Annotated in this window: 25 protein-coding genes; 13 read left to right on the plus strand and 12 right to left on the minus strand. The window is 33.4% G+C overall.

Going from position 1 to position 26,197, the window contains the following annotated elements; all coding sequences use genetic code 11:
* The first annotated feature begins 239 nt into the window (after positions 1-239).
* Both trhO and BT156_RS03665 read left to right on the plus strand, forming a co-directional pair.
* Complete coding sequence (gene trhO, locus BT156_RS03660; RefSeq protein ID WP_072407321.1) at positions 240-1,619, plus strand: oxygen-dependent tRNA uridine(34) hydroxylase TrhO; 1,380 nt, start codon at positions 240-242, stop codon at positions 1,617-1,619.
* 5 nt (positions 1,620-1,624) lie between these two features.
* A complete protein-coding gene (locus BT156_RS03665; RefSeq protein WP_072407323.1) occupies positions 1,625-2,200 on the plus strand; it encodes a 5-formyltetrahydrofolate cyclo-ligase in 576 nt (191 codons plus the stop codon).
* On the opposite strand, the gene BT156_RS03670 is transcribed toward BT156_RS03665, so the two are convergent.
* Both BT156_RS03670 and BT156_RS03675 read right to left on the minus strand, forming a co-directional pair.
* Positions 2,149-2,697, minus strand: a complete 549-nt coding sequence (locus BT156_RS03670; protein WP_228429977.1) for a hypothetical protein — start codon at positions 2,695-2,697, stop codon at positions 2,149-2,151. The genes BT156_RS03665 and BT156_RS03670 overlap by 52 nt on opposite strands.
* Before the next feature lie 19 nt (positions 2,698-2,716).
* Positions 2,717-3,880 (minus strand): hypothetical protein, encoded by a 1,164-nt coding sequence (locus BT156_RS03675; protein ID WP_072407326.1) that lies wholly within the window; start codon positions 3,878-3,880, stop codon positions 2,717-2,719.
* 183 nt (positions 3,881-4,063) lie between these two features.
* Between BT156_RS03675 and BT156_RS03680 the strand changes: the two genes are divergently transcribed.
* Positions 4,064-4,402: a hypothetical protein gene (locus BT156_RS03680; protein ID WP_072407327.1), complete on the plus strand. Its 339-nt coding sequence runs from the start codon at positions 4,064-4,066 to the stop codon at positions 4,400-4,402.
* Between the two features lie 142 nt (positions 4,403-4,544).
* Here BT156_RS03680 and BT156_RS03685 read toward each other — a convergent pair whose 3' ends face one another.
* The 4 genes from BT156_RS03685 to BT156_RS03700 all read right to left on the minus strand — a co-directional run bounded on the left by BT156_RS03685 (position 4,545) and on the right by BT156_RS03700 (position 8,314).
* Complete coding sequence (locus BT156_RS03685) at positions 4,545-5,309, minus strand: TrmH family RNA methyltransferase (protein WP_072407329.1); 765 nt, start codon at positions 5,307-5,309, stop codon at positions 4,545-4,547.
* Positions 5,310-5,311: 2 nt separating this feature from the next.
* Positions 5,312-6,811: a DNA recombination protein RmuC gene (rmuC, locus tag BT156_RS03690; RefSeq protein ID WP_394332852.1), complete on the minus strand. Its 1,500-nt coding sequence runs from the start codon at positions 6,809-6,811 to the stop codon at positions 5,312-5,314.
* A 91-nt stretch (positions 6,812-6,902) separates the two neighbouring features.
* Complete coding sequence (locus BT156_RS03695) at positions 6,903-7,532, minus strand: hypothetical protein (RefSeq protein ID WP_072407331.1); 630 nt, start codon at positions 7,530-7,532, stop codon at positions 6,903-6,905.
* A gap of 26 nt (positions 7,533-7,558) precedes the next feature.
* Positions 7,559-8,314, minus strand: a complete 756-nt coding sequence (locus BT156_RS03700; RefSeq protein WP_072407333.1) for a DUF5995 family protein — start codon at positions 8,312-8,314, stop codon at positions 7,559-7,561.
* A 160-nt stretch (positions 8,315-8,474) separates the two neighbouring features.
* Between BT156_RS03700 and BT156_RS22635 the strand changes: the two genes are divergently transcribed.
* The gene (locus BT156_RS22635; RefSeq protein WP_435522177.1) at positions 8,475-8,645 is read left to right on the plus strand and encodes a bacteriocin-like protein; all 171 of its coding nucleotides are present in this window, start codon (positions 8,475-8,477) and stop codon (positions 8,643-8,645) included.
* 71 nt (positions 8,646-8,716) lie between these two features.
* On the opposite strand, the gene BT156_RS03705 is transcribed toward BT156_RS22635, so the two are convergent.
* The 3 genes from BT156_RS03705 to BT156_RS03715 all read right to left on the minus strand — a co-directional run bounded on the left by BT156_RS03705 (position 8,717) and on the right by BT156_RS03715 (position 10,940).
* Positions 8,717-9,187 carry a YciI family protein gene (locus tag BT156_RS03705; protein ID WP_072407335.1) on the minus strand — a complete coding sequence of 157 codons (471 nt, stop codon included), beginning with the start codon at positions 9,185-9,187 and terminating at the stop codon, positions 8,717-8,719.
* A 4-nt stretch (positions 9,188-9,191) separates the two neighbouring features.
* Positions 9,192-10,370, minus strand: a complete 1,179-nt coding sequence (gene pncB, locus BT156_RS03710; RefSeq protein WP_072407337.1) for a nicotinate phosphoribosyltransferase — start codon at positions 10,368-10,370, stop codon at positions 9,192-9,194.
* Positions 10,371-10,463: 93 nt separating this feature from the next.
* Positions 10,464-10,940: a Dps family protein gene (locus BT156_RS03715; protein WP_072407339.1), complete on the minus strand. Its 477-nt coding sequence runs from the start codon at positions 10,938-10,940 to the stop codon at positions 10,464-10,466.
* Between the two features lie 142 nt (positions 10,941-11,082).
* Between BT156_RS03715 and BT156_RS03720 the strand changes: the two genes are divergently transcribed.
* From BT156_RS03720 to BT156_RS03760, 9 genes are all read left to right on the plus strand, one after another.
* Positions 11,083-12,447, plus strand: coding sequence for a hypothetical protein (locus BT156_RS03720; protein ID WP_072407341.1), 1,365 nt, complete (start codon positions 11,083-11,085; stop codon positions 12,445-12,447).
* 30 nt (positions 12,448-12,477) lie between these two features.
* Positions 12,478-14,061 (plus strand): hypothetical protein, encoded by a 1,584-nt coding sequence (locus tag BT156_RS03725; protein WP_072407343.1) that lies wholly within the window; start codon positions 12,478-12,480, stop codon positions 14,059-14,061.
* Between the two features lie 196 nt (positions 14,062-14,257).
* Positions 14,258-14,671, plus strand: a complete 414-nt coding sequence (rpsL, locus tag BT156_RS03730; protein WP_072407345.1) for a 30S ribosomal protein S12 — start codon at positions 14,258-14,260, stop codon at positions 14,669-14,671.
* A gap of 23 nt (positions 14,672-14,694) precedes the next feature.
* A complete protein-coding gene (gene rpsG, locus BT156_RS03735; RefSeq protein ID WP_066752920.1) occupies positions 14,695-15,171 on the plus strand; it encodes a 30S ribosomal protein S7 in 477 nt (158 codons plus the stop codon).
* Between the two features lie 6 nt (positions 15,172-15,177).
* The gene (fusA, locus tag BT156_RS03740; RefSeq protein WP_072407347.1) at positions 15,178-17,295 is read left to right on the plus strand and encodes an elongation factor G; all 2,118 of its coding nucleotides are present in this window, start codon (positions 15,178-15,180) and stop codon (positions 17,293-17,295) included.
* 17 nt (positions 17,296-17,312) lie between these two features.
* Positions 17,313-17,618: a 30S ribosomal protein S10 gene (rpsJ, locus tag BT156_RS03745; protein ID WP_002661363.1), complete on the plus strand. Its 306-nt coding sequence runs from the start codon at positions 17,313-17,315 to the stop codon at positions 17,616-17,618.
* A gap of 326 nt (positions 17,619-17,944) precedes the next feature.
* Entirely contained in the window at positions 17,945-18,799 is an 855-nt protein-coding gene (locus tag BT156_RS03750; protein WP_072407349.1) for a carbonic anhydrase family protein, read from the plus strand.
* Positions 18,800-18,941: 142 nt separating this feature from the next.
* Complete coding sequence (locus BT156_RS03755; RefSeq protein ID WP_072407351.1) at positions 18,942-19,439, plus strand: low affinity iron permease family protein; 498 nt, start codon at positions 18,942-18,944, stop codon at positions 19,437-19,439.
* A 145-nt stretch (positions 19,440-19,584) separates the two neighbouring features.
* A complete protein-coding gene (locus tag BT156_RS03760; RefSeq protein ID WP_072407353.1) occupies positions 19,585-21,801 on the plus strand; it encodes a zinc-dependent metalloprotease in 2,217 nt (738 codons plus the stop codon).
* 74 nt (positions 21,802-21,875) lie between these two features.
* Here BT156_RS03760 and BT156_RS03765 read toward each other — a convergent pair whose 3' ends face one another.
* The 3 genes from BT156_RS03765 to BT156_RS03775 are packed head-to-tail and all read right to left on the minus strand — an operon-like array spanning position 21,876 to position 26,012.
* Complete coding sequence (locus tag BT156_RS03765; protein ID WP_072407754.1) at positions 21,876-24,593, minus strand: hypothetical protein; 2,718 nt, start codon at positions 24,591-24,593, stop codon at positions 21,876-21,878.
* A gap of 28 nt (positions 24,594-24,621) precedes the next feature.
* On the minus strand, positions 24,622-25,599 hold the full coding sequence (locus BT156_RS03770; RefSeq protein WP_072407355.1) for a hypothetical protein: 978 nt from the start codon (positions 25,597-25,599) through the stop codon (positions 24,622-24,624).
* Positions 25,599-26,012 (minus strand): hypothetical protein, encoded by a 414-nt coding sequence (locus BT156_RS03775; protein WP_072407357.1) that lies wholly within the window; start codon positions 26,010-26,012, stop codon positions 25,599-25,601. The genes BT156_RS03770 and BT156_RS03775 overlap by 1 nt, the downstream gene beginning before the upstream one ends.
* Positions 26,013-26,197 lie beyond the last annotated feature (185 nt).

Here is a 26,197-nt window from a genome sequence, read left to right on the forward strand (position 1 = left end):
TGTCATAATTATAAAGGTCAATTAACAAAACTTAAAATTATATTAAAGGACAATTTGACATGGTATAGATGTCATTTTGGTCATAAAGGTTAAATTTTGAATTAAGATTTTATCCGAAAGCTGGCTTCCTTGTCAAGGTTTTATAAATAAAACTAATCACCAAAAACCATCAACTAGCAACCAAATCAAAAAATTCCTATCTTTGCAAAAATATTTTTCTCACTTAAAACGTTTATAGCATGCAACTGTATAACACCTTAAGCGCAGAAGAAAGAGCTCAACTTATTGATGAAGCTGGTAAGGAACGTCTTACATTGTCTTTCTATGCGTATGCCAAAATTGAAGATCCCAAAAAATTTCGCGACGAATTATTTATAGCCTGGAACGCACTTGATGCATTGGGCCGTATTTATGTTGCCCATGAAGGTATTAATGCTCAGATGAGTGTGCCTGCGGATCAGTTTGAAGCATTTCGCGATACATTGGAAGTGTATGACTTCATGAAGGGAATTCGTTTAAATGTTGCGGTTGAGCAAGACGATCATTCTTTTTTAAAATTGACGATAAAAGTCAGACATAAAATTGTCGCTGACGGTTTGAATGATGAAACTTTTGATGTTACCAATAAAGGAATTCACCTAAAAGCACAGGAATTTAATAACTTGCTTGAAGACCCGAATACAATTGTTGTAGATTTTAGAAATCATTACGAAAGTGAAGTAGGACATTTTGAGGGTGCTATTACTCCGGATGTGGAAAATTTCAGAGAAAGTTTGCCGATTATTAATGAACAATTACAGGATTTTAAAGAAGATAAGAACCTGTTAATGTATTGTACAGGCGGAATCCGTTGTGAAAAAGCCAGTGCTTACTTCAAACATCAAGGGTTTAAAAATGTTTTCCAATTAGAAGGTGGAATTATTGAATATACGCGCCAGATCAAGGAAGAAAATATTGAAAGTAAATTTATAGGTAAGAACTTTGTATTTGATCACCGACTTGGAGAGAGAATCACAGACGATATTATTGCGCAATGTCACCAATGTGGTAAACCTTGCGACAACCATACCAATTGTGCAAATGATGCCTGTCATTTATTGTTTATTCAATGTGATGAATGTAAGGCAGCGATGGAAAATACATGTTCTACAGAATGTCTGGAGATTATACATTTGCCTAGGACAGAACAGGTTGCGTTAAGAAAAGGATTGCAGGTTGGCAATAAAGTCTTCAGAAAAGGAAAATCTGAGGCTTTAAAGTTTAAAAATTCCGGAGATCTGTCCACTCAAACTTTAGCAAAGGCTACAACAGCTGAAACCAAAGATATTCGCCAGAAAATAAAAATTAAAAAAGTACTGATTGGAAAGGGCGAACATTATTACTCAAAATCAAAAATTGCTCAGTTCTTAATTGAAAACAAGGAGCTTTCAATTGGTGATAAAGTATTAATTTCAGGGCCGACAACCGGTGAGCAAGAAGTTACAATTACTGAAATTTTTGCCAATGGAGGTCCTTGTGAAACGGCGAAAGTTGGAGATCAAATCACTTTTGAGCTTCCGTTTAAAGTTCGTTTATCAGACAAATTATATAAAATTATAGAGCCTTCTGAAAAAGCTTAATTAGAATGTTAAAAGCTGAGCTAAGAAAAGAATATATGCAAAAAAGAAAAGCCTTGTCATCTGATGAGGCTTTCTTGTTATCTAAAAAGGTTTTTGAAAATTTAATTGAATATTTTAAACCAGTTTCTGGTCAGAAAGTACATGTTTTTATTCCAATTGAAAAGTTTAAAGAAATTGATACTCAAATATTCATTGATTATTTTTTAAGTCGAAATATCAGAGTCTTTGTTCCTAAAATTGTGGAGGCAAAATTAATTTCGGTAGAAATTTTCAATGACACTCAGTTTGAAATTAATCATTGGGATATTTCAGAGCCCTTTTCTAGTGTAGATTCTAAAGTTTTAGACTTTAATTACGTCATAACTCCTTTACTTTATTGCGATAAAAAAGGAAATAGGGTAGGTTATGGAAAAGGTTTTTATGATGAATTTTTTCAATCGATTTCCCCGGAATCAATAAAAATCGGAGTTAATTACTTTAACCCCGATGAATTTATTGATGATGTCTGGGAAAATGATATTCCTTTAGACTATTTGGTTACTCCGACCGATGTGCTGTCTTTCTTCAAAGGAGAAGAGTAGAAATTGAGAAAGTAAAACTTAAATTCTTTTTTAAATTTAATAGGCGCCGACATTAAAATATACTGTGCATTTTTCTCAAATGTTCCCAATGATCTGTTTTTGTCGTCAAAATATTCTACATTAAACTTCGCGTAATCAAGGGTGTCATTTTTATAATAATCCTTATAAACAGATAAATTATTCACTTTTACGCTTTTTACCTTTAAACTATCCAGCTCACGGAATAGTTTTTTGAATGTCGTGCTATCCGGTTTATGAAAATAGCTTCCCATTTGAGAATAAATTACAGTATCAATCTCCGTATTTTTATTTCCAGACAGATACAAAGTAGACAAATCCAAAAGTTCCTGAACTTTTTGCTTGGTAATGAAATTTATTGCCTGAGCACTATCCATCTGTACTGCGGGATAGCTTTTTTTATTATTACTGTTTCTAAGTGTTTCAAGATCACTTACCTCTGTTTTTTTATTGTTACAGGCAGCGAGAGCAAGAAGCATTATTGCAAAAATTAAAAAATTATTTATTCTTTTCATCTGTACTTGCAATTTTAAATTTGATGGATACTATTTTTCCCTTATCTTTTTTCATTTCGATTACACTTAGGTTTTTAAGGGAAGTTGTAGGGGTTGTTACTAAGGTAATGTATTTCTGTTTATCTAAGGTTTCAATGCCATACGTAGCATTATCATATACCTGATAAATAGTCGCGTTATTGCTGATTAGGTTTTCTAATTGCTTGCGTTTTTGTTTAAGAAGCTCAGGATTGCCATTAGCATCTTTTACTGAGAAATAATTGACGGCCATTTTGTAATCATCCGGCTTCAGTTCTATCATTTCTTCTTCGGGAGCATTTTCTAAGCTTCTGTTTACAGTTAAATATTCGTAAAAAGGTGCTCTGATCTCCATTTTCAGGATCTTATCCTTGGTTGAATATTTAAAACATTCACCCGGTTTTATTCTGTAAAGAATTGGAGATTCATTTTCCTTGATTACTTTTATTTCTAAAGTATTGATTACTGAAGTTCCTCTGTCTGCATCTGTGAAACAATATTTATATTCTTTCAGAAAAATTTCATCCTTAAAACCTAAAAGTCCGGTTGCAATCACCAAAATTGAGGTTATAAATGCCCAGGCGTTCTTTTTTAAGAAATTTTTCTTGGGTTTTACAGGCTCAGAATCAGATATTTTTTTTGATTCTTGATTTTGATTAACTATTTGATTTTCAGTGTTTGATTTTTGTAAATCAATGTTTTCTTGCTCGGTTTGAGTTGTTTTATTAGGCTGAATCTCGCTATTTGGAAAAATTTGTGAATTTTCAACTGTTTTTTCTAATTCCTGTATATCTTCTTCACTTAAATCTTCTGTTTCCTGTAACAATTCTCCTGCAAAAAGGTGCTGCTTTTTGAATTCATACCATGAGTCGTAACCCGTATAGATACTCAATAAGTTGAGCATATCGATGCGGGGTAATTTGGTAACCGGAGAGTTTTTGAAATAAGTGTAAAAAGATTTTTCGCTAATGTTTCCTTTTGCCTTTTTACGAAGATCTTCCTGGAAATATATAATATCTATACCCTTCCATTTTGAAATATCATCATAGGAAGGAGTGTATTCTTTCAAATATTGAGCCTGGACATCCTTTTTTAGCTGCTCAAAATGTAATAGATCTAAATCTGTCAATTTTTTAAATATAATTAAATTACTGATTATCAGTTAAGTTTATTTGTAAAACTATTTTACAAAGGTATTACAATTATTTTTCATAAACAACTTTTGTATCTGCTATACCTTTGTCTTGTTCAAATAACAGAACGAAAGAAAATTTTAATAAAACAATATTAACAAAATTAAATTTAATTTATTATGAAAAAGTCATTATTCGTAGCTGCTATCGCTGCAATCTCTCTAGTTGCTTGTAAAAAAACTGAAGCTACTTCTACTGAAGGTACTGCTGATTCTGCTGCTGTAGCTACTACTGATTCTGCTGCTGTTGTAGCTGATTCTGCTGCTACTGTTGTTGATTCTGCTGCTTCTGCTACTGTAGGTGCTGCTAAAGATGCTGCTGCTGCAACTACTGCTGCTGCTGCTGATGCTGCTAAGAAAACAGCTGAAGGTGCTGCTGACGCTGCTAAAGGTGCTGCTGATGCTGCTAAAGGTGCTGCTAAAGACGCTAAACAAGCTGTTGACGCTGCTAAAAAATAATTTTAGCCTCAACCTAAAAATAAAAGAACCGGTTCACCTAGTGAATCGGTTTTTTTATGCTTTATATCTATGAGTAATAAGTAATTGGTGATAAGTAATAATTGTAACCCGCAACAATCAACCAATAACCAACAACAAATTATTACCCTTTCTTTTGTTTCAATGCTTCATAGCATGTAATGGCAACGGCGTTGCTTAAATTTAAAGAGTCAATGCTTCCTGTCATAGGAATTAAGGTATTCTTTCCTTTTCCTGTCCAGAAATCACTTAACCCCGAATGTTCTGTGCCGAATAAAACAGCAGATTTTTTCTTAAAATCTCTTTTGTATAGATCTTCAGAACTCTCATCCATAATCGTTGTATAGATATTGAATTGATTCTCTTGAAGAAATTCCAATGTTTCCTCATTTTCAGCCTGAAATACTTCCATTCCAAAAAGACACCCAACACTAGAACGAATCACATTCGGATTATAAAAATCTGTTTTACCATCTGCTACAATTAAGGCATCTACGCCAAAAGCTTCACAGCTCCTCAAAATTGCGCCCAAATTTCCCGGTTTTTCAACACCTTCAACGATAATGACCGTAGAGTTTTCTTTAGGCTTAAATGTATTTAAATGATTCTCTTTAGCTTTATAAACCCCAATAATTCCTTCAGAACTACCTCTGTATGCTATTTTTTCATACACTTTATCATTAACAAAGTGAATTTTTCCTTCCGGAGTTTGTCCTTTAAAAATGGTTTCACAAATGAAAAACTCCACTGCTTCAAAATCATATTTCTGAGCTCTTTCGTTTTCCTGTTGTCCTTCCACTACGAAAACACCTGATTTTTTTCTAAATCGGTTGTCTGCAAGAAGTTTTGTGATATTTTTTATCTTTTCGTTTTGAAAACTTTCAATCATTTTTATGATTCTAAAAGGTTATTAGAGTTATCGATCATACTTTGTGGAAGGTCTTTTTTATTCTTTATTCCTAAAGATTTTAATTTCTGAGTCTGAATAACCAAGTTGTCATTTCCAGTAGAAAGTTGTTTGTAAGCTTCGTTGTAAACGTTTTTAGCTTGGTCTAAATTCTTTCCGACTTTCTCTAAATTATCTACGAAACCAACAAATTTATCATACAATTTTGCTCCTCTTTCCGCAATTTCCATGGAGTTTCTGTTTTGATATTCACGTTTCCAAAGGTCAGCGATCAACTTTAATGAAGTAATTAAATTGCTTGGATTTAACAATAAAACTCTTCTTTCATAAGCGTAATTCCAAAGGTTTTGGTCTGCCTGCATTGCCGCAATATACGCTGGTTCACTTGGAATAAACATCATCACAAAATCCAGAGATTTCCCGTAATCATCGTAAGCTTTTTGGCTTAATTGAGTGATGTGAGTTTTTATTGAAGATAAATGCTGATTAAGCTTAATTAAATAAACATCCTGATCAGTTTCGTCAACCAATTCGGTAAAAGCGGTTAATGAAACTTTAGAATCAATGATCACATTTCTTTCGTCAGGATATTTTATAACGGCATCAGGACGCATTTTCTTCCCTGAAAATTCTGAAAATAAAGCTTTATTATCTTCATCGCGAAGTTCATGTTCAAGAAAATATTCTCTTCCTTTTACTAAACCTGATTTTTCAAGAATACTTTCGAGAATCATTTCGCCCCAGTTTCCTTGGGTTTTGCTTTCGCCTTTTAATGCTCTTGTTAATTTCTTGGCATCTTCAGAGATTTGTTGATTCAGCTCGGCCAATTCTTTTACTTTTTCAGCAAGAGAGAAGCGTTCCTTATTTTCCTGTTCATACGCTTCATTTACTCTGTTTTTGAGATCTGCGATCTTTTCCTGGAAAGGGTCTAAGATCAATTTAAGATTATTCTGATTAAGAGTTGTGAACTTTTCGGTTTTTTCTTCTAAAATTTTATTGGCTAAAACTTCAAACTGCAATTTAGATTCCTCCTGAATTTTTGTGATCTCTCCTTTTTGGGTTTCAAGAGACTTTTGCAAGCTTTCATTGATGGCGGAAAGCTCAGAATTTTTAGCAAATAGAGTCTGCTTTTCAGTCTGAAGATTTTCAATTTGAGAAGTTTGTTTTGTGTTAAATTGTTTTTGCTCAAGAAACTGAGAATTCAAAGATGAATGTTCTGCTGAGATTTTTGCAAACTCATTTTTCAGATCATTTAATAGGTCTGTCTGCTGTTGATTCTGTTCTTTTTCTTTGTTAATATTCTGACTTAATTCCTGAATTTTAAGATTAGAATTTTCCAGATCTGAATTGTTTTTAATATGTAAATTATTAAGTTCATCATAAGAACTTCGTGAAACCATTGATGATTTCAGCACAAAATACAAAATCACAGCACCAAGAATTCCCCCGGCAATAAATCCAATAATTAAATAGGTCATCTCCATGTTACAAAATTACAAAAAGAAAAACGGATTTTCTTTACGGGAAACCTTAGTTTTTTACTAAAATTTCCACCATCTTTTTTCAAATTGCTTCTTATGTTGTTGTTTTATGGATAAACCCGAAAGGCTGAAATCCCATACCTTTTGCTTCTACTAATTTGAAAATAATTTCATCACCTTTATTTACTTCAAGCTCTTGAAACGGCTGAACAAGCAATTTGGCAATTCCGGCTTCTTTTTCGGCATCAAAATATTTTATTCTTACCCAAATATTTTCTGTTTTGTGTTTACGGGTTTGGTCAATAAGAAAAACTGTAATGTCATCCGGAAATCCTTCGGCGCTGAATTTTTGATAGATTTCATGATTTCTGAATTCTGCAAGATCATCCCGGCTATATTCTTTAATGTAACTAGGTATTTCAACATTCAATGATTGTTTGATCTCTGGATTTGCAATTTCAAAATTTGTCCTTGAAAAATGTTCAAATCTTACAATAGCTCTTGTTTTATCCCTGAAAAGATCTTTTCCGGTAATTAATTCTCCATTGTTTTCTGAAAATAGTTTTAAAATATCTAATGTAATTCCTTCTTCATGATCAATATACACGTATCCGATGAGATTTTCACCTTCAAAGCCTTGTAATAAAGATGAAAGAAAAGGATAATTTTTAAAGTTTTTAATGATGATAAATTGATCCCAAATTTTTTTACCTGGTACACTCATTGATTGAATTTATTTAAAATTTTAAATTAAATATTTTTTGTTGAAGATAAAATCTCAATATTTTTTACAATATCACTGCTCTCACATTTTTTCAGTTCTTTAGTTAATGCGGGAGTAAGAAGTTTCGGATTTATAATCTGTGAAGCCACTTTTGCAGCGGCGTAATCTACAATGTTGATAACAGATTCTCTTAAGAATTGAGGTGTATTTGAAGCAATAACAGCGGTTGCCCAAGAAGTTTCTCTTGCTTTAGAGATCGCAAAATCTAAAACAACATTATCTTTTCCGTTTGAAATTTTATCAATTAAATCAACAGGATAACAGATTTTATTTAATGAATCCTGAACCTTTTGATTAATGGATGCGATGACATTATTAATATTCTCAAAATCTTTTTTCAGTGGATTTATTTTTCTGTAGGGCATTATCGAAGAAGCGGAAATTCCTAAATCCAAATTGATGTGAGCATTCATTCCCAGAAAAATATGCTGTAAAATCAGAAGGTTTTTGTTTTTCGCAGCTTCAAAAGCAATATACCATGATTGCGTACACTTTTTTCCTTTACTGTAATTGTCCCATGCTTCAAGATATCTTTGTGCAAAAGCCAGATCCAGAAGAGTCATTCTAGGATTGTCTTCAAATTTTTTCTGTTGGATTCCTTTTAAAACCTGCGCGGTCATTATTCTGTAAGTGCAGGCGAAATATCCAACAGGGCTTTGGTTTTCCTTGCTCCAGATGATAATTTCATCTAGTTTTTTTAATACTTCTTCGATGGTTTTCATGGTGGTTTTTGTTTTAATTAAATATAAGAAAAAATGTAATTAGTTGAATTGATTTGGTTTATGAAAAATAATTTGTATATTTAAATCTCGAATAAGGGAATAAAATAGAGTTGTCCGAAAATCTTATAGAGTAGGAAATTAAAACTAATCAAAAATAATTATGAAGAATTTAAAAAACTTAAACAGAAAACAACTAAAAAATGTTTTAGGGGGAGCCGCATTAGCTTGTGAAACACCAGTAGATGGAGGTTGCAGTGGTGCAGGTTATATATTCTGTAGCAATCCATATTGCTGCTATCCACCAAGGAAACCATTTATCTGTTTCGACTGATCAGAAATAAAATAGGCTGTCTTTTAAGGCAGCCTTTGCTTTTTTAATCGTATAAACTTTAATGATAAATTTTATGGGTTTTCCTGAGAAATCTCTTCATGATGTTTTAAATACAAAGGCAACGCCGCCGACCCATACCAAGGGAAAATTTCATAACTGAAAACTCCTGCCTGTACTGCGGGATCTGTTTTTACCCATTGTTCGGCTTCTTCTTTAGATTTTGTATTGAAAATGAACATTCCGCGGAAATTTTCTTTATTTTTTTCGAGAAAAGGTCCGGCAACGATAATTTTTCCTTCGTCTGCCAGTTTTCCGATGTTGGTCATATGTCCTTTCATTAATTCTCCCATTTTAGCTTTGTCTTCAATTTTTGCAGAACCGGTTGTCAACATCACGATGGTGTAAGCTTTCATTCCGTATTTGTCTGCGCCAAGAGAGGTTGCTAATTCCTGATTGAATTTTGGCTTTTCTGTTTTCTTTTCCTGAGCGAAAGATAAGGCTGCCATGAAAAGAGAGAGGGATAAATAAATTTTTAGTCTCATAGGTCTAATCTTTAATTCTTAAAAACTCTTTGGCTAATTCTATCATTTTTGGATCTCCTGTGTATTTTCCGTGTTCGTCGGACAGTTTTACCGTTGGAATCCATTCTTTATTAGGCGCCTGAACGCCAATTAATTTCATAACAATATTCATTGGTTTTAATCCTACATCATTGGTAAGATTGGTTCCGATTCCGAAAGAAACTCCGATTTTGCCTTTGCAGTATTTCGTTATTTCTTCTACTTTTTCAAGATTTAGGGCATCGGAAAAAATGATATATTTAAATAAAGGATTGATTCCGTTTTTCTCATAATGAGCAATTGTTTTGTCTGCAAATTCTAATGCATCACCGCTATCATGACGTACACCATCGAACAATTTTGCGAATTTTTTGTCGAACTGACGGAAGAAAACATCCGTTGTGTATGTGTCGGAAAGCGCAACTCCCAAATCTCCTCTGTAAACATCAACCCAATGTTCCAGCGCTAATTCGTTGGCCATCTTGAAACCGTATTCTGCTCCGTGGAACATAAACCATTCGTGGGCATGAGTTCCGATAGGTTTTACATTGTATTTCATCGCAAAATGAACATTTGAACTTCCTATAAATGTAGAATCTTTCTTTTGGTTTAACGCTTCCATTACGAGATTCTGCACTTTGTAAGAATGTCTTCTTCTGGTACCGAATTCCGCGAAATTAACGCCGAGTTTTGTAAGGGATTCTGCTTTTTCAACAGTTTTGCTCATTACCACTTCGTTAGAATCTCTTTCCATGTGATTCATGTCGTAATGAAGTTCGCTGATTAGGGCTAACAGAGGTACTTCCCAAAGAATTGTTCTGTACCAGAGTCCTTCAACAGTAACAGTAAGATCATTTCCATCCTGATTGATTTTAACTTCGGAAGGGTCATAATGATAGCCTTCAAGAAAATCTAAATAAGGAAGGTCTAAATAAGGGCATGTTCTTGCCAAAAACTTTTTTTCGTCTTTGGTTAATTTTAATTCTGCCATTTTTGTCACTGCTTCTCTTAAAGCAACATCAAAACCTTCCGGAAATAAATGCTTTCCTCTGTTGATAAATTCATACTTTACAATAGAGCTTGGAAATAATTTCACCACCGCATTTTGCATGGTTACTTTATAGAAATCATTATCTAGAATGGAGTTTAATCGGACGTCGTGCATATATGTGTAATTTTAACGCAAATTTAATAATTAAAAATAAAAATCGCCTAAATGTAAGACGATTTTTTTAAATATTTCGATGATTTTGTCTGTTTACTTACCTAAATAGGAGTTGTACATCCAAACTTCTTTTTCCTGTTCTGTGATATAGTCGCTCATTTGAGAGTTGGTACCCTCGTCTCCCGCTTTGTCGGTGATGTCTAAAAGTTCTCTTTGAAGATCGATAACCACTTTGAATGAATTCAGAATGTTCTCTACACTTTTGTTTCCGTCACTGACTTCTTTTGTTTCTTTAATAGTTGCAACTTTTAAATAATCAGAATAATTATGAGCCGGAGTAGCGCCTAAAGTCAAAATTCTTTCTGCAATTGCATCAATTTTCAAAACTAAGTTGTTGTATAACTCTTCAAATTTTGGATGAAGGGTGAAAAACTGATCACCTTTGATGTTCCAATGAGAACCTCTTGTGTTTTGATAAAATACGGAATAGTTTGCTAAAAGTATATTTAATTTTTCCGAAATGTTTTTGCAGTCGGCTTCAGGAAGCCCAATAATACTTGCATTTTTCATATGTTTATTTTTTTATATCAACAAAGTTAGGAAATATTGTGCCGAACTACTTTTACAGTCAATAGAAGATAACTATAAGAGGATTTTTAAAAATAATTTGAATAAGTTTCCTTAATATTGCGGTAAAAGACTAAAGACTGTAATGAAGTATAAAATTTTAGCTGTATTAATAATAATTATCTACTTTTTTCAACCTTTTTTTCTTCCTGCAGGTGGAATAGGAGCGGATAGTCTGTCCTATTTTGGGATTGCTTCTGATCTGCCTAATTTAAAAACAAATCTCTTTCCTTTAGGTTATCCGGTTTTGCTGGAGATCTGTCACTTTTTTGTAAAGGATTATTTTTGGGCTTCAAAAATTTTAATTTTAATTTTTACTGTAACTATTTTATCATTTTCATATTATAAAAGGTTCTATTTTAGAGAGACGGTTTTGCTGCTTGCGGGAAAGACGGCTTTTTTTGTGTTTTGCGGAATAATTTCCGAAGGTCCTTTTATATTTTTCCTGTACTTTCTTTTTTATTTTTTGCATCAGATGTTTTCCGGAAAAAAGCTTTACATCAATGCGGTTTGGGCTTCTCTGATGATGATCTGCATGTTCACCGTAAGGTATTCAGGAATTTATATTTATCTGTCAGTTTTAATATTCCTCTTTTTTACATTTTTAAAGTTACAAAAGGAAAGATTTTTCACCCCTTTATTATTGTTTGCGTTTGTTTCGGGACTGGGAATTGGAGGGTATTTGTTATTTAATTACTTATATTTTGGAAGTTTTACGGGTGAAGATTTGAGGGGAGCTGCAGGAGAATTGCTCCCCATGGATATTTTACGTGATCTTTTGGGTGTTTCTAATGTAGTAGACCCTTATATTGGAATAAAACCGGCTTCGTATAGCATGGCAAGTATTGGTTTTCAGTTCTTGGTTTTGGGGATAGATATCGTAATGTTTCGTTATTTTCTTACCTATTATAGAAAAGCGAAAGAGGCATCATTATATTATTTCCATATTTTGATTTGGATAATGGCAGGTACTTATGCTATATTTTTATTGATTTCGGGATGGCTCCAAAATATTGAAGAAATGAACACGAGAATGCTGGCCGCCGCAAATTTCTGCCTATTCTTTTCATTCCTTATTCTATATTTCCAAAAGGAAAGTTCGGATAAGCTGATTTGGAGAGTTGGATGTTTCTTTTTAGCATTTCTTTCGTTATACAACATAAAAAGCCCTGACAATTATTTGAAGAATAAAAATCAAATACTTTCGCAGGTGTCTAAATTCAAAGGCAAAAAGTACATCTATAACGATGAAAGAGCTGTGAAAAATATTACCATATATCATATTCCTGTCATTAATAAATCATTCAGCTATCAGCATACCAATAAGCAAAAAGGAGAATTGAAACAATGTCTCGTGGGAAGTATAGATCCACAGATAAAATGGGTGAAATTTGATACAGTGAAAAATAAAAGTCAGGTTTTATACACTTCTCAACTTATTTTAGATTAATAATAACTTTAAAGTGAAAGTTGAATTGTAATGAAGAACTTTATTATTTCTGCTTCTGTTTTCTTCGGAATTTGCGCTGTCTATTTTTTATTAATGATTTCCAAAACGGAAGGTAATTTTACCTACATATTGGACGATGCCTATATTCATTTGGCGATGGCTAAGAATTTTGCGCTTCACGGAGTTTGGGGAATGACGAAATATTCTTTTTCATCTTCATCTTCGTCACCAATTTTCACTTTTATTTTAAGTGTTTTGATCAATATTTTTGGGAATAATGAACTAATCCCTTTAATTTTCAATATCGTAATTTCTTCTTTAATTATTTTTTTTCTTAATAAATATTACACCATTTTTTTTGATAAAACTAAACATATCATCATTGCAATTTTGTTTACACTTCTATTTGCGGTTTTACATTTGCAGATTTTCACAGGAATGGAACATAGTTTACAGGTTTTTATCATTGTAGTGAATATTTTTTACTTTCAAAAATGGATTAAAAGTGAGTTTAAAGATCAACTTTCATCGTATTGGTTCTATTTTACCATTTTATTATTAGGATTAGTGAGGTTTGAAAGTATGTTCTATTTCGCTTCACTGGCTTTTGTTTTTTTCTTGATTAAAAGATTTAAAGAAGCTTTTCTGGTATTAATTTTAGGGTTTGTCCCAATTTTGGTTTTCGGATACTTTAATTATCATCAAGACGGTTATTTCTTTCCAAATTCGGTTGTGGTAAAAGGGACTTTGTTTAGCTTTTCGGGAAATTATATTGAGCAAATCAAAGAAATAGTACTGAGGAAAATTATTTTGAATGTAAAATTTTATCAAGTTGCGCTACTTCCTTTATTGATTGGTTTTGTATTGATCTATAATGATTATAAACGTAAACTGAATTTTCAAAAGATCATTATTAATAACTTCCTTATTCTAGCTTGGAGCTTTACGTTAGTGTTACAGTGTGTTTTTGGTGAATTCAAAGGGCCTTTCAGATATGAAGCTTATCTTTTAACAGCTTTTTCGATGATCGTGATTCCAAGATTGAAGTCTTTTTTTATAAATCCTTTATCTGAACTTAAAAAAGAAAAATTTACGGGTGCAATTCTTATCGTTAATTTTATATTATTAATCTATAAGTTTTGTTTTGCACATCTATTAATAACGCAGGGCAGTGAAAATATTTACGAACAGCAGATTCAGTCTGCAAGATTCTTAAAAAAATATTATAATAATTCTAATGTTGTTGCTAATGATATCGGCGCAATTTGTTATTTCTCGGATATTCATTTGCTTGATTTTGTGGGGCTGGGCTCAACAGAAATGATTCCATTCAGCAAAAAAGGAGCCGTGATGGATAATCGATTTAAAAATTATCTTACAAAATACTGTAAAGAAAATAATTACCAGATCGCAATAGCTTATGAAGAATGGCTGAAGGGGCAAACACCCGAAAACTGGAAAAAAGTTGCCGTTCTTACCATAAAAAATAATGTAGTTGTAGGCCAGGATCATGTTTTTATTTATTCGATCGATCCTAGAATCCATGAATCACTTAAACAGAATGTGAAAGATTTTAAATGGAATAAAAATGTTGATGTTAGGATCATAGAATAAAAAATTATAATTATTTAATACAGCTTTATTTATCTTCTTCTTTCTTCACTTTTCTTCCTATATATAATGATATGCATATTTCTTTAATCATACATTGAAGCTTTTTGATGTAAGTGATTGATTTTAATTTTCATATAAGTTTTTGTAGATTGGAAAATTATTTATATTTTTGCACCCTAAAATAAAAAGCAATTAAATGCCTACTATTCAACAATTAGTAAGAAAAGGAAGAGTCGCACTCACCAAGAAGAGTAAATCGGCTGCCCTTGATTCTTGTCCACAAAGACGAGGTGTATGTACGAGAGTATATACTACCACTCCTAAGAAACCTAACTCTGCACTTAGAAAAGTTGCAAGGGTAAGACTTTCTAACGGGAAGGAAGTCAACGCCTACATCCCGGGCGAAGGACATAATCTTCAAGAGCACTCGATAGTATTGGTACGCGGCGGAAGGGTGAAAGACCTACCGGGAGTACGTTATCATATCGTAAGAGGAGCATTAGATACTGCAGGTGTAAGCGGTAGAACACAGAGAAGATCTAAGTATGGAGCTAAGAGACCAAAACCAGGTCAGGCAGTAGCTGCACCAGCTAAAGGAAAGAAAAAATAATCATTAAATAAGGTACAGAAGCAATGAGAAAGACAAAAGCGAAAAAAAGACCGTTGTTACCAGATCCGAAATTTAATGATCAATTGGTAACAAGATTTGTAAACAATTTAATGCTAGACGGTAAAAAGTCTATCGCATTCAAAATATTCTACGATGCATTAGACCTTGTAGAAGCTAAAAAAGGAGAAACTGAAAAGACTGCCCTTGAAATCTGGAAAGATGCATTAACTAACGTTATGCCTCACGTAGAAGTACGTTCTAGAAGAGTAGGTGGAGCTAACTTCCAGATTCCTATGCCAATCAGAGCTGACAGAAAAATTTCTATGGCAATGAAATGGTTAATCAAATATTCTACAGCTAGAAATGATAAGTCTATGGCTTTGAAATTAGCTAACGAAGTTGTAGCTGCTTCTAGAGAAGAAGGTGCTGCTTACAAGAAAAAATCTGATACTCACAAAATGGCGGAAGCTAACAAAGCTTTCTCACACTTTAAATTCTAATTAGAAATGAGTAGAGATCTTAAATTTACAAGAAATATTGGTATTGCTGCCCACATTGATGCGGGAAAAACTACCACTACAGAAAGAATCTTATTCTATACAGGTGTAAACCACAAAATTGGAGAAGTTCACGATGGAGCTTCTACAATGGACTGGATGGAGCAGGAAGCAGAAAGAGGTATTACAATTACTTCTGCTGCTACAACTTGTTCTTGGAATTTCCCAACAGATCAAGGGAAAATCTTACCTGAAAGTAAGCCTTACCACTTCAACATCATCGATACACCGGGACACGTTGACTTCACAGTAGAAGTAAACAGATCTTTAAGAGTATTAGATGGTTTGGTATTCTTATTCTCTGCAGTAGATGGAGTAGAGCCTCAGTCTGAAACAAACTGGAGACTTGCTGACAACTATAAAGTTGCAAGAATGGGATTCGTAAACAAAATGGACAGACAAGGTGCTGACTTCCTTAACGTGGTAAACCAGGTTAAGACGATGTTAGGATCAAACGCTGTTCCAATCGTTTTACCAATCGGTGCTGAAGAAGATTTCAAAGGTGTTGTTGACTTAATTAAAAACAGAGCGATCATCTGGGATGAAGCAGGACAAGGAGCTACTTTCGAAGTAGTGCCAATTCCTGAAGACATGAAGGCTGAAGTTCACGAATACAGAGAAAAATTAGTAGAAGCTGTGGCTGACTACGATGAGACTTTGATGGAGAAATTCTTCGAAGATCCGGATTCAATCTCTGAAGACGAAATCAACGAAGCGCTAAGAAAAGCTACTATTGATCTTTCTATTATCCCAATGACTTGTGGTTCTTCATTCAAGAATAAAGGAGTACAGTTTATGTTGGATGCAGTATGTAAATACTTGCCTTCTCCATTGGATAAAGATGATATCAAAGGTACTGACCCTAGAACTGATCTTGATATTACAAGAAAACCATCTGTAGACGAGCCTTTCGCTGCTTTAGCATTTAAGATTGCTACTGACCCATTTGTGGGAAGATTAGCATTCTTCAGAGCATACTCTGGAAGACTGGATGCAGGTTCTTATATCTTGAACACTCGTTCAGGAGATAAAGAAAGAATCTCTAGAATCTATCAGATGCACGCTAACAAGCAAAATCCTGTAGAATATATTGAAGCAGGAGATATCGGTGCAGCTGTAGGTTTTAAATCTATCAAAACTGGTGATACAATGTGTGACGAGAAAAACCCAATCGTTCTAGAATCGATGGTTTTCCCTGATCCGGTAATTGGTATCGCTGTTGAGCCTAAAACTAAGGCTGACCAGGATAAAATGGGTAACGCTTTAGCTAAATTGGCTGAAGAAGATCCTACTTTCCAGGTTAAAACTGACGAAGCTTCTGGACAAACGATTATCTCAGGAATGGGTGAGCTTCACCTTGATATTCTTGTAGATCGTATGAGAAGAGAATTCAAAGTAGAAGTTAACCAAGGTCAACCTCAGGTTGAGTACAAAGAAAATCTTACAAGAGTTGCTCAACACAGAGAAGTTTACAAAAAACAATCTGGTGGTAAGGGTAAATTTGCTGATATTGTATTTGAACTAGGACCTGCTGACGAAGGTAAAGTTGGTTTAGAATTCATCAATGAGATCAAAGGTGGTAACGTTCCTAGAGAATTTGTTCCTGCAATTGAAAAAGGCTTTAAAGCTGCAATGAAAAACGGTCCTTTGGCTGGTTTCGAAGTTGAAGGTATTAAAGTTACTCTTAAAGACGGATCTTTCCACGCAGTGGATTCTGATGCACTTTCTTTTGAATTAGCTGCTAAATTAGGATTTAAAGAAGCGGGACGTGCTGCTAAGCCAGTAATTATGGAACCTATTATGAAATTGGAGGTTGTAACTCCGGAAGAATATATGGGTAACATCATTGGTGACCTTAACAAGAGAAGAGGTACAATCAGTGGACAAGAAGAAAAGAACGGTGCCGTTGTAATCAAAGGTTCAGTTCCACTTTCTGAAATGTTTGGATATGTAACAACTCTAAGAACACTTTCATCAGGAAGAGCTACTTCTTCTATGGAATTAGAGAAGTACCAGGCTACTCCTCAAAACGTTGCTGAAGATATCATTGCTAAAGCAAAAGGTTAATTTTTTAAAGTAAAGAAATGTCACAAAGAATCAGAATAAAACTAAAATCTTACGATTACAACTTGGTAGACAAGTCTGCTGAGAAAATCGTAAAAACGGTAAAGGCTACTGGTGCTGTTGTAAACGGACCAATTCCATTGCCAACGAATAAGAGAATCTTCACTGTGTTGAGATCTCCGCACGTAAACAAGAAGGCTAGAGAGCAGTTCCAATTATCAGCTCACAAGAGATTGATGGATATCTACTCTTCTTCTTCTAAAACTGTTGATGCTCTAATGAAATTAGAACTTCCTTCAGGTGTAGACGTTGAAATTAAAGTGTGATAACTTGCATATTTTGCACGTAATTATATAAAAATCCGTCCCTTTCAAGGGGGCGGATTTTTTATTGCTTTTCTATGAAAAGAATATCGAAAATGAAGTTTTAATAAAAATATTAATTTATATTAAAAATAATAATTTGCTAAATGTTTGAAATTAAATTTATTAAGTAAATTATATTAATTTATGATTGTTTAAAATGTGATTAAATATATTGCCCTGTATTGTTGTATATAAAGTCTGTTACTAAATTTGTCAACGATTTAAAAACCTAATATATAACATGCCTTAGTAAATTATCACAAGGCACAATATCTTTAATTGCACAAATGAAAACAGAAGAAAAAACAAAATCAGGATCACCCTTTATGGTATCTAAAATGAGTAGAGTATTTGTAATAATTGGCCTTTTTCAATTATTTTTATTTACCTCATGTAGTAAAGACGAAGATGTAAATCATGAGCTTATGGAATATCCGGCGAGTCTTATAAGTACACCGATTATGACTACAGCTTTTTCTCCTGCAGTAGCAGATTCCCAGACTCCGATTAATATTGAACCATCAAAAACAATCGTTTTTCATAGTGAAGATCCAATATTACATTACGGAGCCGTGAGCCTAAGTTCGGTAGCGAATAATAACGGTGAAAATTTAAGAGTGAATATTAATCCAACAGATAGCTATAACAATTATTTTATAGTTAGAGGAAAGAAATATAATCTTGTTAATTTTCATTTTCATTATAGTAGTGAGCATACGATTGATGGTAGTTACAGTAAAATGGAAATTCATTTTGTAAATGTAGCAGCCGATAATTCATACGCTGTTCTTAGTGTATTAGTTGATTTAGGACAAGGTAATAATGCACTCCAAAATCTATTTGCTCAATCTCCTACTGACAGTAATGGTATCAATTCTCCTAATACTACTTTCAATCTTTTAGATTTATTCCCAAGTAATAGACGACAGTATTATACATATAGTGGCTCATTAACAACACCAAACTTTAATGCAAATTCAGCTCTTACAGATGGCGGGCCGGTGACTTGGTTTGTCTTTAAAAATAAGCAGCAGCTTTCTAGTAACCAGTTTAATTCTTATACATCAATTTATACAGAGCCTAATTTCCGAACAATACGCCCATTAAATGGAAGAAAAGTATATTCCCATCTTGAAAATTAATAAAAAGGGGAAACAAGAATACGCAACATATTAACTAACTTAGAAACTTCGTCGATTTCGGCGAAGTTTTTGATGAATTTACATTGGAAGAGTTTAAAAATTTCTTATAATACAAAAAGCATAAAAACTAATATAAACTAAAATGGCAAAATCAAATAATAGCATTTTTGAAAAATTTTCAGATTGGGCTACAAAATTTACAGGAAGTTCTTATGCTTTTATAGGAGCTACTCTTATTGTTATTGTATGGGCCGTTACAGGACCTGTTTTTGATTATTCTGAAACTTGGCAGCTGGTTATTAATACCGGAACTACAATTATCACTTTTTTAATGGTTTTTTTAATTCAGAAAGCACAGAATAAAGACTCAAAAGCTATTCAGATAAAATTGAATGAGTTGCTTGCGGCTAACGAAAAAGCAAGTAACCGTATCGTAGACATTGAAGATCTTACTGAAAAAGAATTGGATCAACTTCATTGTTATTATGAAAAGTTAGCAGATTTTGCTGAAGAAGATACTGATATTCACAGTTCACACTCAATAGATGCCGCCAAAAGAAATCAGGATTATAAGCACGATCAGTTTAAAAAAAGGCATGATGAATGGCTTCAGAAAAGACGCAGTAATGAATTAACTTGATTTTTTTATGCTAAATTCAATAAATAGATTAGAAAATCATTTTTTAATAGATTAATTATATGTAATAGTTAAAGTAATAAAAAATAATTCTTTTTTATTGTAAAATTAATAATAAAAACTACATTTGTCTTCCTAAATTTTATAAATGAAGACAAAATTACCCCTTGTATTGTTTGCAGTTGCTTCTTCAATGGTAAGTGCACAGTGGAATAAAACGACACCAGCAAAGGATGTGATCAAAAAGAGTGATAATTCGATTTATTATCAACTTGATATCGATAAAATAAGAACGCAATTATTAAGAGCTCCAAAATACGGTGAAGGAAGTGGCATTACAGTAAGTATTCCAACCTTAAACGGAAAAACAGAACGATTTACAGTGAATAGCTTACCTGTAATTGACGAGGCAATGGCAAGTCAGTATCAGTTAGGATCTTATGTTGGTATCGGAATGGATGATCCGAGTAAATATATCAGATTCAGTGTAGCTCCTAATGATTTTCAGTCTATGATGATCAGCAATGGAAAATATGAATTCATTGAGCCTGCAACACAAGACAAATCAGCTTATTCAATCCACGGAAAAAGCAGTAAAAATGGGCATGCTTTCACATGTAGTACAAAAGAAAGTAAAGAGTCTGTAGCTAAACTTCAACAAATGCAGACTTCTGGTTTAGCTTCGAAATCTAATGATAAAAAATATCATACACTTAGATTGGCAATGTCTGTTACAGGAGAATATACAACCTATTTTGGAGGAACAGCTAATGCTTTGGCTCAGATCAATGCAACTTTAACAAGAGTAAACGGAGTTTTCGAGCAGGAATTTAACCTTCATCTTAATATGGTGAGCGCACCGAACCTTATTTTTACAACTGCTGCTTCTGATCCTTACAGTAATGCTAGTCAAATGTGTAAATGGAATTATGAATTAATGAATACTTTACACGGTGGAGCTTATGGCGTTACAGATGCAAGCTTTGATATAGGACATTTGTTTGGAAAAACAGGTGGAGGCGGTAACGCTGGATGTATCGGTTGTATCGGAAGCAATGATGTTTCTACAACAAGCTATAGTGCAGCCAATGGAGGTTGTGGTTATGCCTACATCTCTCCGAATAATTATAAAGGAAGTGGTATAACTTCTCCGGCAAATGGAGTTCCAATGAGCGACACTTTTGATATTGATTATGTGGCACATGAATTAGGACATCAGTTGGGTGATTCTCATACATATAGTTTTTACGAAGATTTCTTAAATCAGGAAGTTGAACCGGGTTCTGGCTCTACAATTATGGGATATGCGGGAATTACAGGAGCATCTACAGATCTTCAGGATCACTCAGATCCTTATTTCCACAGTGTGAGTATAGATCAGGTTCAGGCGGTTCTTACAACTTCAACAGTTGATGTAGAAACACCGATTACTAATAATACACCGGTTGTTACAGCGATGCCTACAACTTATACGATCCCGAGATCAACAGCGTTTGTATTAAATGCTGTAGCTACTGATCCTGATGGAGATGCATTAACATATAGCTGGGAACAAGTAGATCCATGTATTTTGGATAATGGTATTGATAATACCAATATCGGAAACGAAACTTCAGGCGCTATCTTCAGATCATGGCCAGCGGTAACTACTCCTACTAGATATTTCCCGAAATTAGCAACAGTTCTTGGTGGAAACGTAGCCAATGTTGTAGATTTTGAATCAGCATCGAATGTTGCAAGAACTACCAATTTCCGTGTTACGGTAAGAGACAACAAACCTGCAGGTCAGGCACAAACTGCTTACGCAACACAGACAATTGTTGTAGGTTCTGCAAGTGCATTTACGGTAAATGCTTCAACATTAACTCCAAATACAAACTCTACAATTACGTGGGTAGTTTCTGGGACAACAGCTTCTCCATACAACGTTGCCAACGTGAAAATAGATTATACTTTTGATGGTGGTGCAACTTGGACAGTATTAGCTGCTTCTGTTCCTAACTCAGGTACTGCAAGTGTTTTAATTCCTGCATCTTTAGCCGGTAAAAGTGGACATGTAAGAGTTTCTGCAATTGGTAACGTATTTTATGCTGTAAAACAGAATAACGTTGCAACTTTAGGAACTTCTGAAGTTGGAAATGTAAAGACTGTTCAGATCTACCCGAACCCTGTTGATGATATTTTAAACGTTAAAAATATTTCTTCAAAATCAACATATGAAATTTACAATGCACCAGGACAATTGATCTCTAAAGGAACAATCGGAGATGGTAAAATCGTTGTGAGAGATTTGGTAAAAGGAGTTTACTTTATCAATATAAATGATAATGGTACAGATCTTAAAACTAAGTTTGTTAAAAAATAATCTTAAATAAATTAAAGATCATAAAAAAAATCTCTGAAGCAATTCAGAGATTTTTTTTATAATTGAAAACTAAGCTACTTCATAAAATAACTGAAATAAGAACAGCTTCCCATAAGGTTTTTCGTAACCTCTGCATCTGCATATTGAGATTTCAGGATGGCAAAATAGGTTCTGTATTTTTGGTTTTTAATATCATTAAGCTGAATTTGATAAGCATCACTTTTCTCAGAATATTTAGGATCGGAGTAATCAATTTTTGAAGGATTTTTTGCTTCATATTGATAATACTTTCCTTGCTCGGCACTTGCCATCTGGAAAAGGACTCTTGCTTTTTGATCTTTATTGTTCGAAAGGTCTAGAGCTTTTTTATAATAATTAATTGCCACATCAAAATTATCAGGTTCAATGTAAGAAGAATCCAGGAAGTTTTTATAGTAATATTGGTACGGCGTTTTTTTATCAGTATTCCAGAAATCATATTTTCCGCCATTGCTGTTATCGATATCCATTACGAATACTTCTCGGTAGTATCCTAAAATTGAAGTGTTGTAAAGTAAATTCCCGATCAGCTGATTGGCCTGTGCAGCTTTTTCATCTTTCCCGCTTCCTATTTTTTTCAATTGAATTAAAGCATCGGAAAGCTCAAGTTTATTCATCGAATTTTTAATGAAAGGAAATGCAGAATAATCTTCAGTTTCCATACTGATATTGTCTGCGCTTTCAAAACTTTCCCAAACATTGTGTCCGAAGATAAGATTGGAAATATTCTTAAAACCATTATATTCGGTACCGGCATATTGACGAGGCGTTACTTTTTGATTATTTTCAGTCCATTCATAATTTAACCTTGGAATTCCGGTAAAACTTTGGGCTTTCTGATAATAAGACTTAGCCTTTTCAAAGTCCGCCATTCGCATTGCTCTGTCGCCATAAATTACACTGAAAAACGCATCTATATTTCCTACATCATTAATGTTTTTAGCAATAATCTGTTGCTCAAATTGTGACTTGTTAGGCTTTCTGTAAAAGTCTTCAACGCTTTTTACCAAACTTGAATTCGGGTTGTATTGAAGGTCAGAAAGTTTATTACTCATCAGGAACGATTTTCCATCTTCTCCCTGTAAGAAATAACGGTTGGCCAAAACATCTTTAAGGAAAGAAGCCGTTGACGGAACCGGGCCATAATAAGAGTCGTAGTCTGATTGGGTACTGTCTTTTTTTACTTCTTTTTCAACAAAATATTCCGCATAATCTTTCATTAAATGATCTTCATATTCCGCAGTGATTTTTGGCTGGGATACGATATCATTCAGAACTTTCATTCTTTTTATTTCTTCAAGATATTCGGGGTTATTTGTTTTAATATCTTCTAAAATTTCAGTGCTTGCTTTGTAATCTTTTTTCAAAAATTTCAAATAAGCGTCTGCGATCTGCCAATACTCATCTTTGGATTTCGTCTTTGTTTTTTCTGTGAATTTTTCAAGATCATCCAGGAAATCTTTCTGCTTGTCATCATAGTAATAACTTTGATTTTTAGTGTAAAAAGGAATTCGGTTAGGATTATCAAGCAATTCGTCATCGCTTTGGTCAGCTTTATTGTTTTCAGTTGTCGGATCTGATTTTATTCCGAAAAGCTTTTTAAAAAATCTTACGATTTTTTGCCAGAAAGACAATTCTTTTTCTTTTACCTCAGGAGTTTCAGCTTTGGCTGGATCAACATGAGTATTTGTTGTGCTTTTTTCAGCGGTAGAATTATTACCATTATCTGTGGAAGCATAGTAATACGTCGGAAGATAGCTTCTTTCCAATTCATTAATGCTTCTTACAGCCATTACTTTCAGGATCTCGGAATCAGGATTGATGTCGAACATTTTCTCCATAATAGGAATCGGATTCGTAAAATCTTCATAACCCAAAAGGAAATATCCCATATTCTTTTCCTCATTCGTTCCTGCTCTTTTCAGAATATTATTAAAAGAAGCAGTATCAGAAAGTTTCATCGAAACAAATGCAGATTCCTTACGGCTTTTACTGTTCATGAAAACCTGGAAAAAGTTCCAATTGGCATCACTGTTCATCTGTAAACCTCTTTGCGCACCTGCCAATTGATCTAGAGACATAAAATAAGGCGCGCCTTTCAATTTTACGGGTTCTACATAGGTTTTGAATGCCTGAAGAGCAGCATCATAATTTCTTGTATAATGATTAAAACGGACTAGCTGATAACCGTAACGCTGCTTGATTTCAGGATTTTTTGCAGCATTATATAAAGAGGTTAATGCAGAAATTGTTTTAGGATAATCAAGATTAGTGGCATTTTTATCTGTGCTGTTTTCTCTGTAATAGAAAGAATCTGCACTTTCCACATAATTGATTTTCATGTAAGGTTCCAGATATTTGGCCTCGATCAGATAATCAATTCCTTCATGATATTTTTGATAAAACCCAGTGCCCAATTTTGTAAGCAAAGCATTATTGGGTGTTCCTTTTTTCAGTTCATTAAGATCATTCATACTCATTTTATTGACCATGAAATCTGTTTCAGCATAACTTAATTGATTATTAAAGAACTTTCTCCAAGACTCAATATTTTCATCAGGAATTTGAGATTGTTTAAAATCAGTATAAAACCGTGTTGAATAGCTGTGAAGAAAAGGCAAATACGATTTATCCTTGATGATGCTCTGCGTGAACAGATTAAAATACTCATAATCCGGATCAGACCAGGCGCAGGCATCAGATTTCGTGTAGAAAAGTGATAAAACGGCAAGTGAAAGAATATACTTTTTCATTTTTATGTAAGGTGTTTTTGAGCTTGTGTTAGAAATTAAAATTCTGATTAATAACAAATTTACTATCTAATTGATAATAAATAATATTGAACTGCGGTATTTTTTTCTCTAAGAAATTAACAACGGTTTGTAGCTGTTCATCAGAGATCTCTTCAATTTTTATTTTGAAACCTTTATTAAGATAATTTCCGAAGTAGAATCCGTCTTTTTCGATCTCAATTTTGTTTTCTGATATTTTCTGAAAATTAGGATTGTTTAAATCTTCTTTAGATAAGGCATTGATAAGTTTGTGTTTTCCCAAATGATTGGTGACAATCCCCCAAGAATAGATCGGAAGAGCAACCGCAATTTTCTTTATCGGATAATCTTCAATATTCGAAAGATAGCTTTTCAAAATATTTACATCCAAAATTGAATTGATGTCGGCATTTTCCAACGGCGAAGAAGTAGAGTAGCACATCAGATAAACTTTTTCAACTGGTGGAATTCCGGTCTGGCTTTTATCTTTCACCTGATGAAGGCGGAGCGTGCAGGTAATTTGTTTTCCTGAGATCTTTTTTAATTCTTTTAAAAATGTGAAATAATCATCGCGTGTTCCGGCAGTCCAGTCGCAGTCGATCTGAATTTCATTATTAACATTTAAATGATATTCTGTCGTTTTCTTTTGAACTAATTGATTGATTTTTTGAGCTAAAAATTTAATTTCATCCTGAGAAATATTTATCAAAGTCCGATTCGTTATAAAAACGGTCGGAACAATTTTTTTGTAGGTCTGGAAGCTTTTGTCTTTTGTAATAACAGCAATTGGCTGAAATTTCCCTTCAACTTTATCAACATCAAAAAATCGGGTGTATAAATAAGGAACGGTAGCTTTATCTAAAGCTTTTCTCTCTTTCTGATCTAATGAAAGTTTCGTTTTCCAGTAATAGAACGTATACGAATGGTCATCTTTCTTATTGCAGGAAGCAACAAGAAAAAGAATGAATATTATTTTTAAAATTTTCATTATTGATAAAATGGGCTGTCACAAATACAACTTCCATTTTCTGTTTCCGAAACCGAACAACAGTCTTCAGATTTTGAAATGTTTCCTTTTTCATCTGTCATGTAGATCTTCTCTTTATCGAATTTTACGAAAAAAGTTTCATTATAAGTTTTAAAATGAACTTTCATAACTTTTGGGCTATACTTTCCTGCATTTATTTCTTCTTTGGTTTCCTCTCCACTGGCCTGATTAACCTGTACAAAACCAAAATAAACATCACCGCTTTTCTTTACATCCACGTAATAAGCAGGAGTTCCTGTCCCACTGTAGCCTTCAAGGATATTGAAATCTCTTTTTCCTGTAAAAGGAGCTTTAGACTGAGCAAAAGATAAAATGCTGATGCATAAAATAAATAAGCTGAAAACCTTTTTCATATTTTTTTCTCAAAATTAAACATATTAGAGCAAAAATTAAACCGTAAAAACACGGTGATTGCATGCAGCAAGCACAATTATCGGTGAAAATCTTTTGGAATTAAAATTTTAACCACAAAAGGCACAAAAGTTTGAATACTTTAGTTTCTTAAGCTAAAATTCATTCTGTTAAAAAGTACACATAA

Origin of the sequence: Chryseobacterium limigenitum (genome assembly GCF_900114875.1) — a bacterium.
Classification (GTDB): Bacteria; Bacteroidota; Bacteroidia; order Flavobacteriales; family Weeksellaceae; genus Chryseobacterium; species Chryseobacterium limigenitum.

Bases quoted from the DNA above. Each gene is read 5' to 3' on its own strand.
- trhO (WP_072407321.1), top strand. From the start codon at position 240: ATGCAACTGTATAACACCTTAAGCGCAGAAGAAAGAGCTCAACTTATT.
- BT156_RS03665 (WP_072407323.1), top strand. From the start codon at position 1,625: ATGTTAAAAGCTGAGCTAAGAAAAGAATATATGCAAAAAAGAAAAGCC.
- BT156_RS03670 (WP_228429977.1), bottom strand. From the start codon at position 2,697: ATGCTTCTTGCTCTCGCTGCCTGTAACAATAAAAAAACAGAGGTAAGT.
- BT156_RS03680 (WP_072407327.1), top strand. From the start codon at position 4,064: ATGAAAAAGTCATTATTCGTAGCTGCTATCGCTGCAATCTCTCTAGTT.
- BT156_RS03685 (WP_072407329.1), bottom strand. From the start codon at position 5,309: ATGATTGAAAGTTTTCAAAACGAAAAGATAAAAAATATCACAAAACTT.
- rmuC (WP_394332852.1), bottom strand. From the start codon at position 6,811: ATGGAGATGACCTATTTAATTATTGGATTTATTGCCGGGGGAATTCTT.
- BT156_RS03695 (WP_072407331.1), bottom strand. From the start codon at position 7,532: ATGAGTGTACCAGGTAAAAAAATTTGGGATCAATTTATCATCATTAAA.
- BT156_RS03700 (WP_072407333.1), bottom strand. From the start codon at position 8,314: ATGAAAACCATCGAAGAAGTATTAAAAAAACTAGATGAAATTATCATC.
- BT156_RS22635 (WP_435522177.1), top strand. From the start codon at position 8,475: ATGAAGAATTTAAAAAACTTAAACAGAAAACAACTAAAAAATGTTTTA.
- BT156_RS03705 (WP_072407335.1), bottom strand. From the start codon at position 9,187: ATGAGACTAAAAATTTATTTATCCCTCTCTCTTTTCATGGCAGCCTTA.
- pncB (WP_072407337.1), bottom strand. From the start codon at position 10,370: ATGCACGACGTCCGATTAAACTCCATTCTAGATAATGATTTCTATAAA.
- BT156_RS03715 (WP_072407339.1), bottom strand. From the start codon at position 10,940: ATGAAAAATGCAAGTATTATTGGGCTTCCTGAAGCCGACTGCAAAAAC.
- BT156_RS03720 (WP_072407341.1), top strand. From the start codon at position 11,083: ATGAAGTATAAAATTTTAGCTGTATTAATAATAATTATCTACTTTTTT.
- BT156_RS03725 (WP_072407343.1), top strand. From the start codon at position 12,478: ATGAAGAACTTTATTATTTCTGCTTCTGTTTTCTTCGGAATTTGCGCT.
- rpsL (WP_072407345.1), top strand. From the start codon at position 14,258: ATGCCTACTATTCAACAATTAGTAAGAAAAGGAAGAGTCGCACTCACC.
- rpsG (WP_066752920.1), top strand. From the start codon at position 14,695: ATGAGAAAGACAAAAGCGAAAAAAAGACCGTTGTTACCAGATCCGAAA.
- fusA (WP_072407347.1), top strand. From the start codon at position 15,178: ATGAGTAGAGATCTTAAATTTACAAGAAATATTGGTATTGCTGCCCAC.
- rpsJ (WP_002661363.1), top strand. From the start codon at position 17,313: ATGTCACAAAGAATCAGAATAAAACTAAAATCTTACGATTACAACTTG.
- BT156_RS03750 (WP_072407349.1), top strand. From the start codon at position 17,945: ATGAAAACAGAAGAAAAAACAAAATCAGGATCACCCTTTATGGTATCT.
- BT156_RS03755 (WP_072407351.1), top strand. From the start codon at position 18,942: ATGGCAAAATCAAATAATAGCATTTTTGAAAAATTTTCAGATTGGGCT.
- BT156_RS03760 (WP_072407353.1), top strand. From the start codon at position 19,585: ATGAAGACAAAATTACCCCTTGTATTGTTTGCAGTTGCTTCTTCAATG.
- BT156_RS03765 (WP_072407754.1), bottom strand. From the start codon at position 24,593: ATGAAAAAGTATATTCTTTCACTTGCCGTTTTATCACTTTTCTACACG.
- BT156_RS03770 (WP_072407355.1), bottom strand. From the start codon at position 25,599: ATGAAAATTTTAAAAATAATATTCATTCTTTTTCTTGTTGCTTCCTGC.
- BT156_RS03775 (WP_072407357.1), bottom strand. From the start codon at position 26,012: ATGAAAAAGGTTTTCAGCTTATTTATTTTATGCATCAGCATTTTATCT.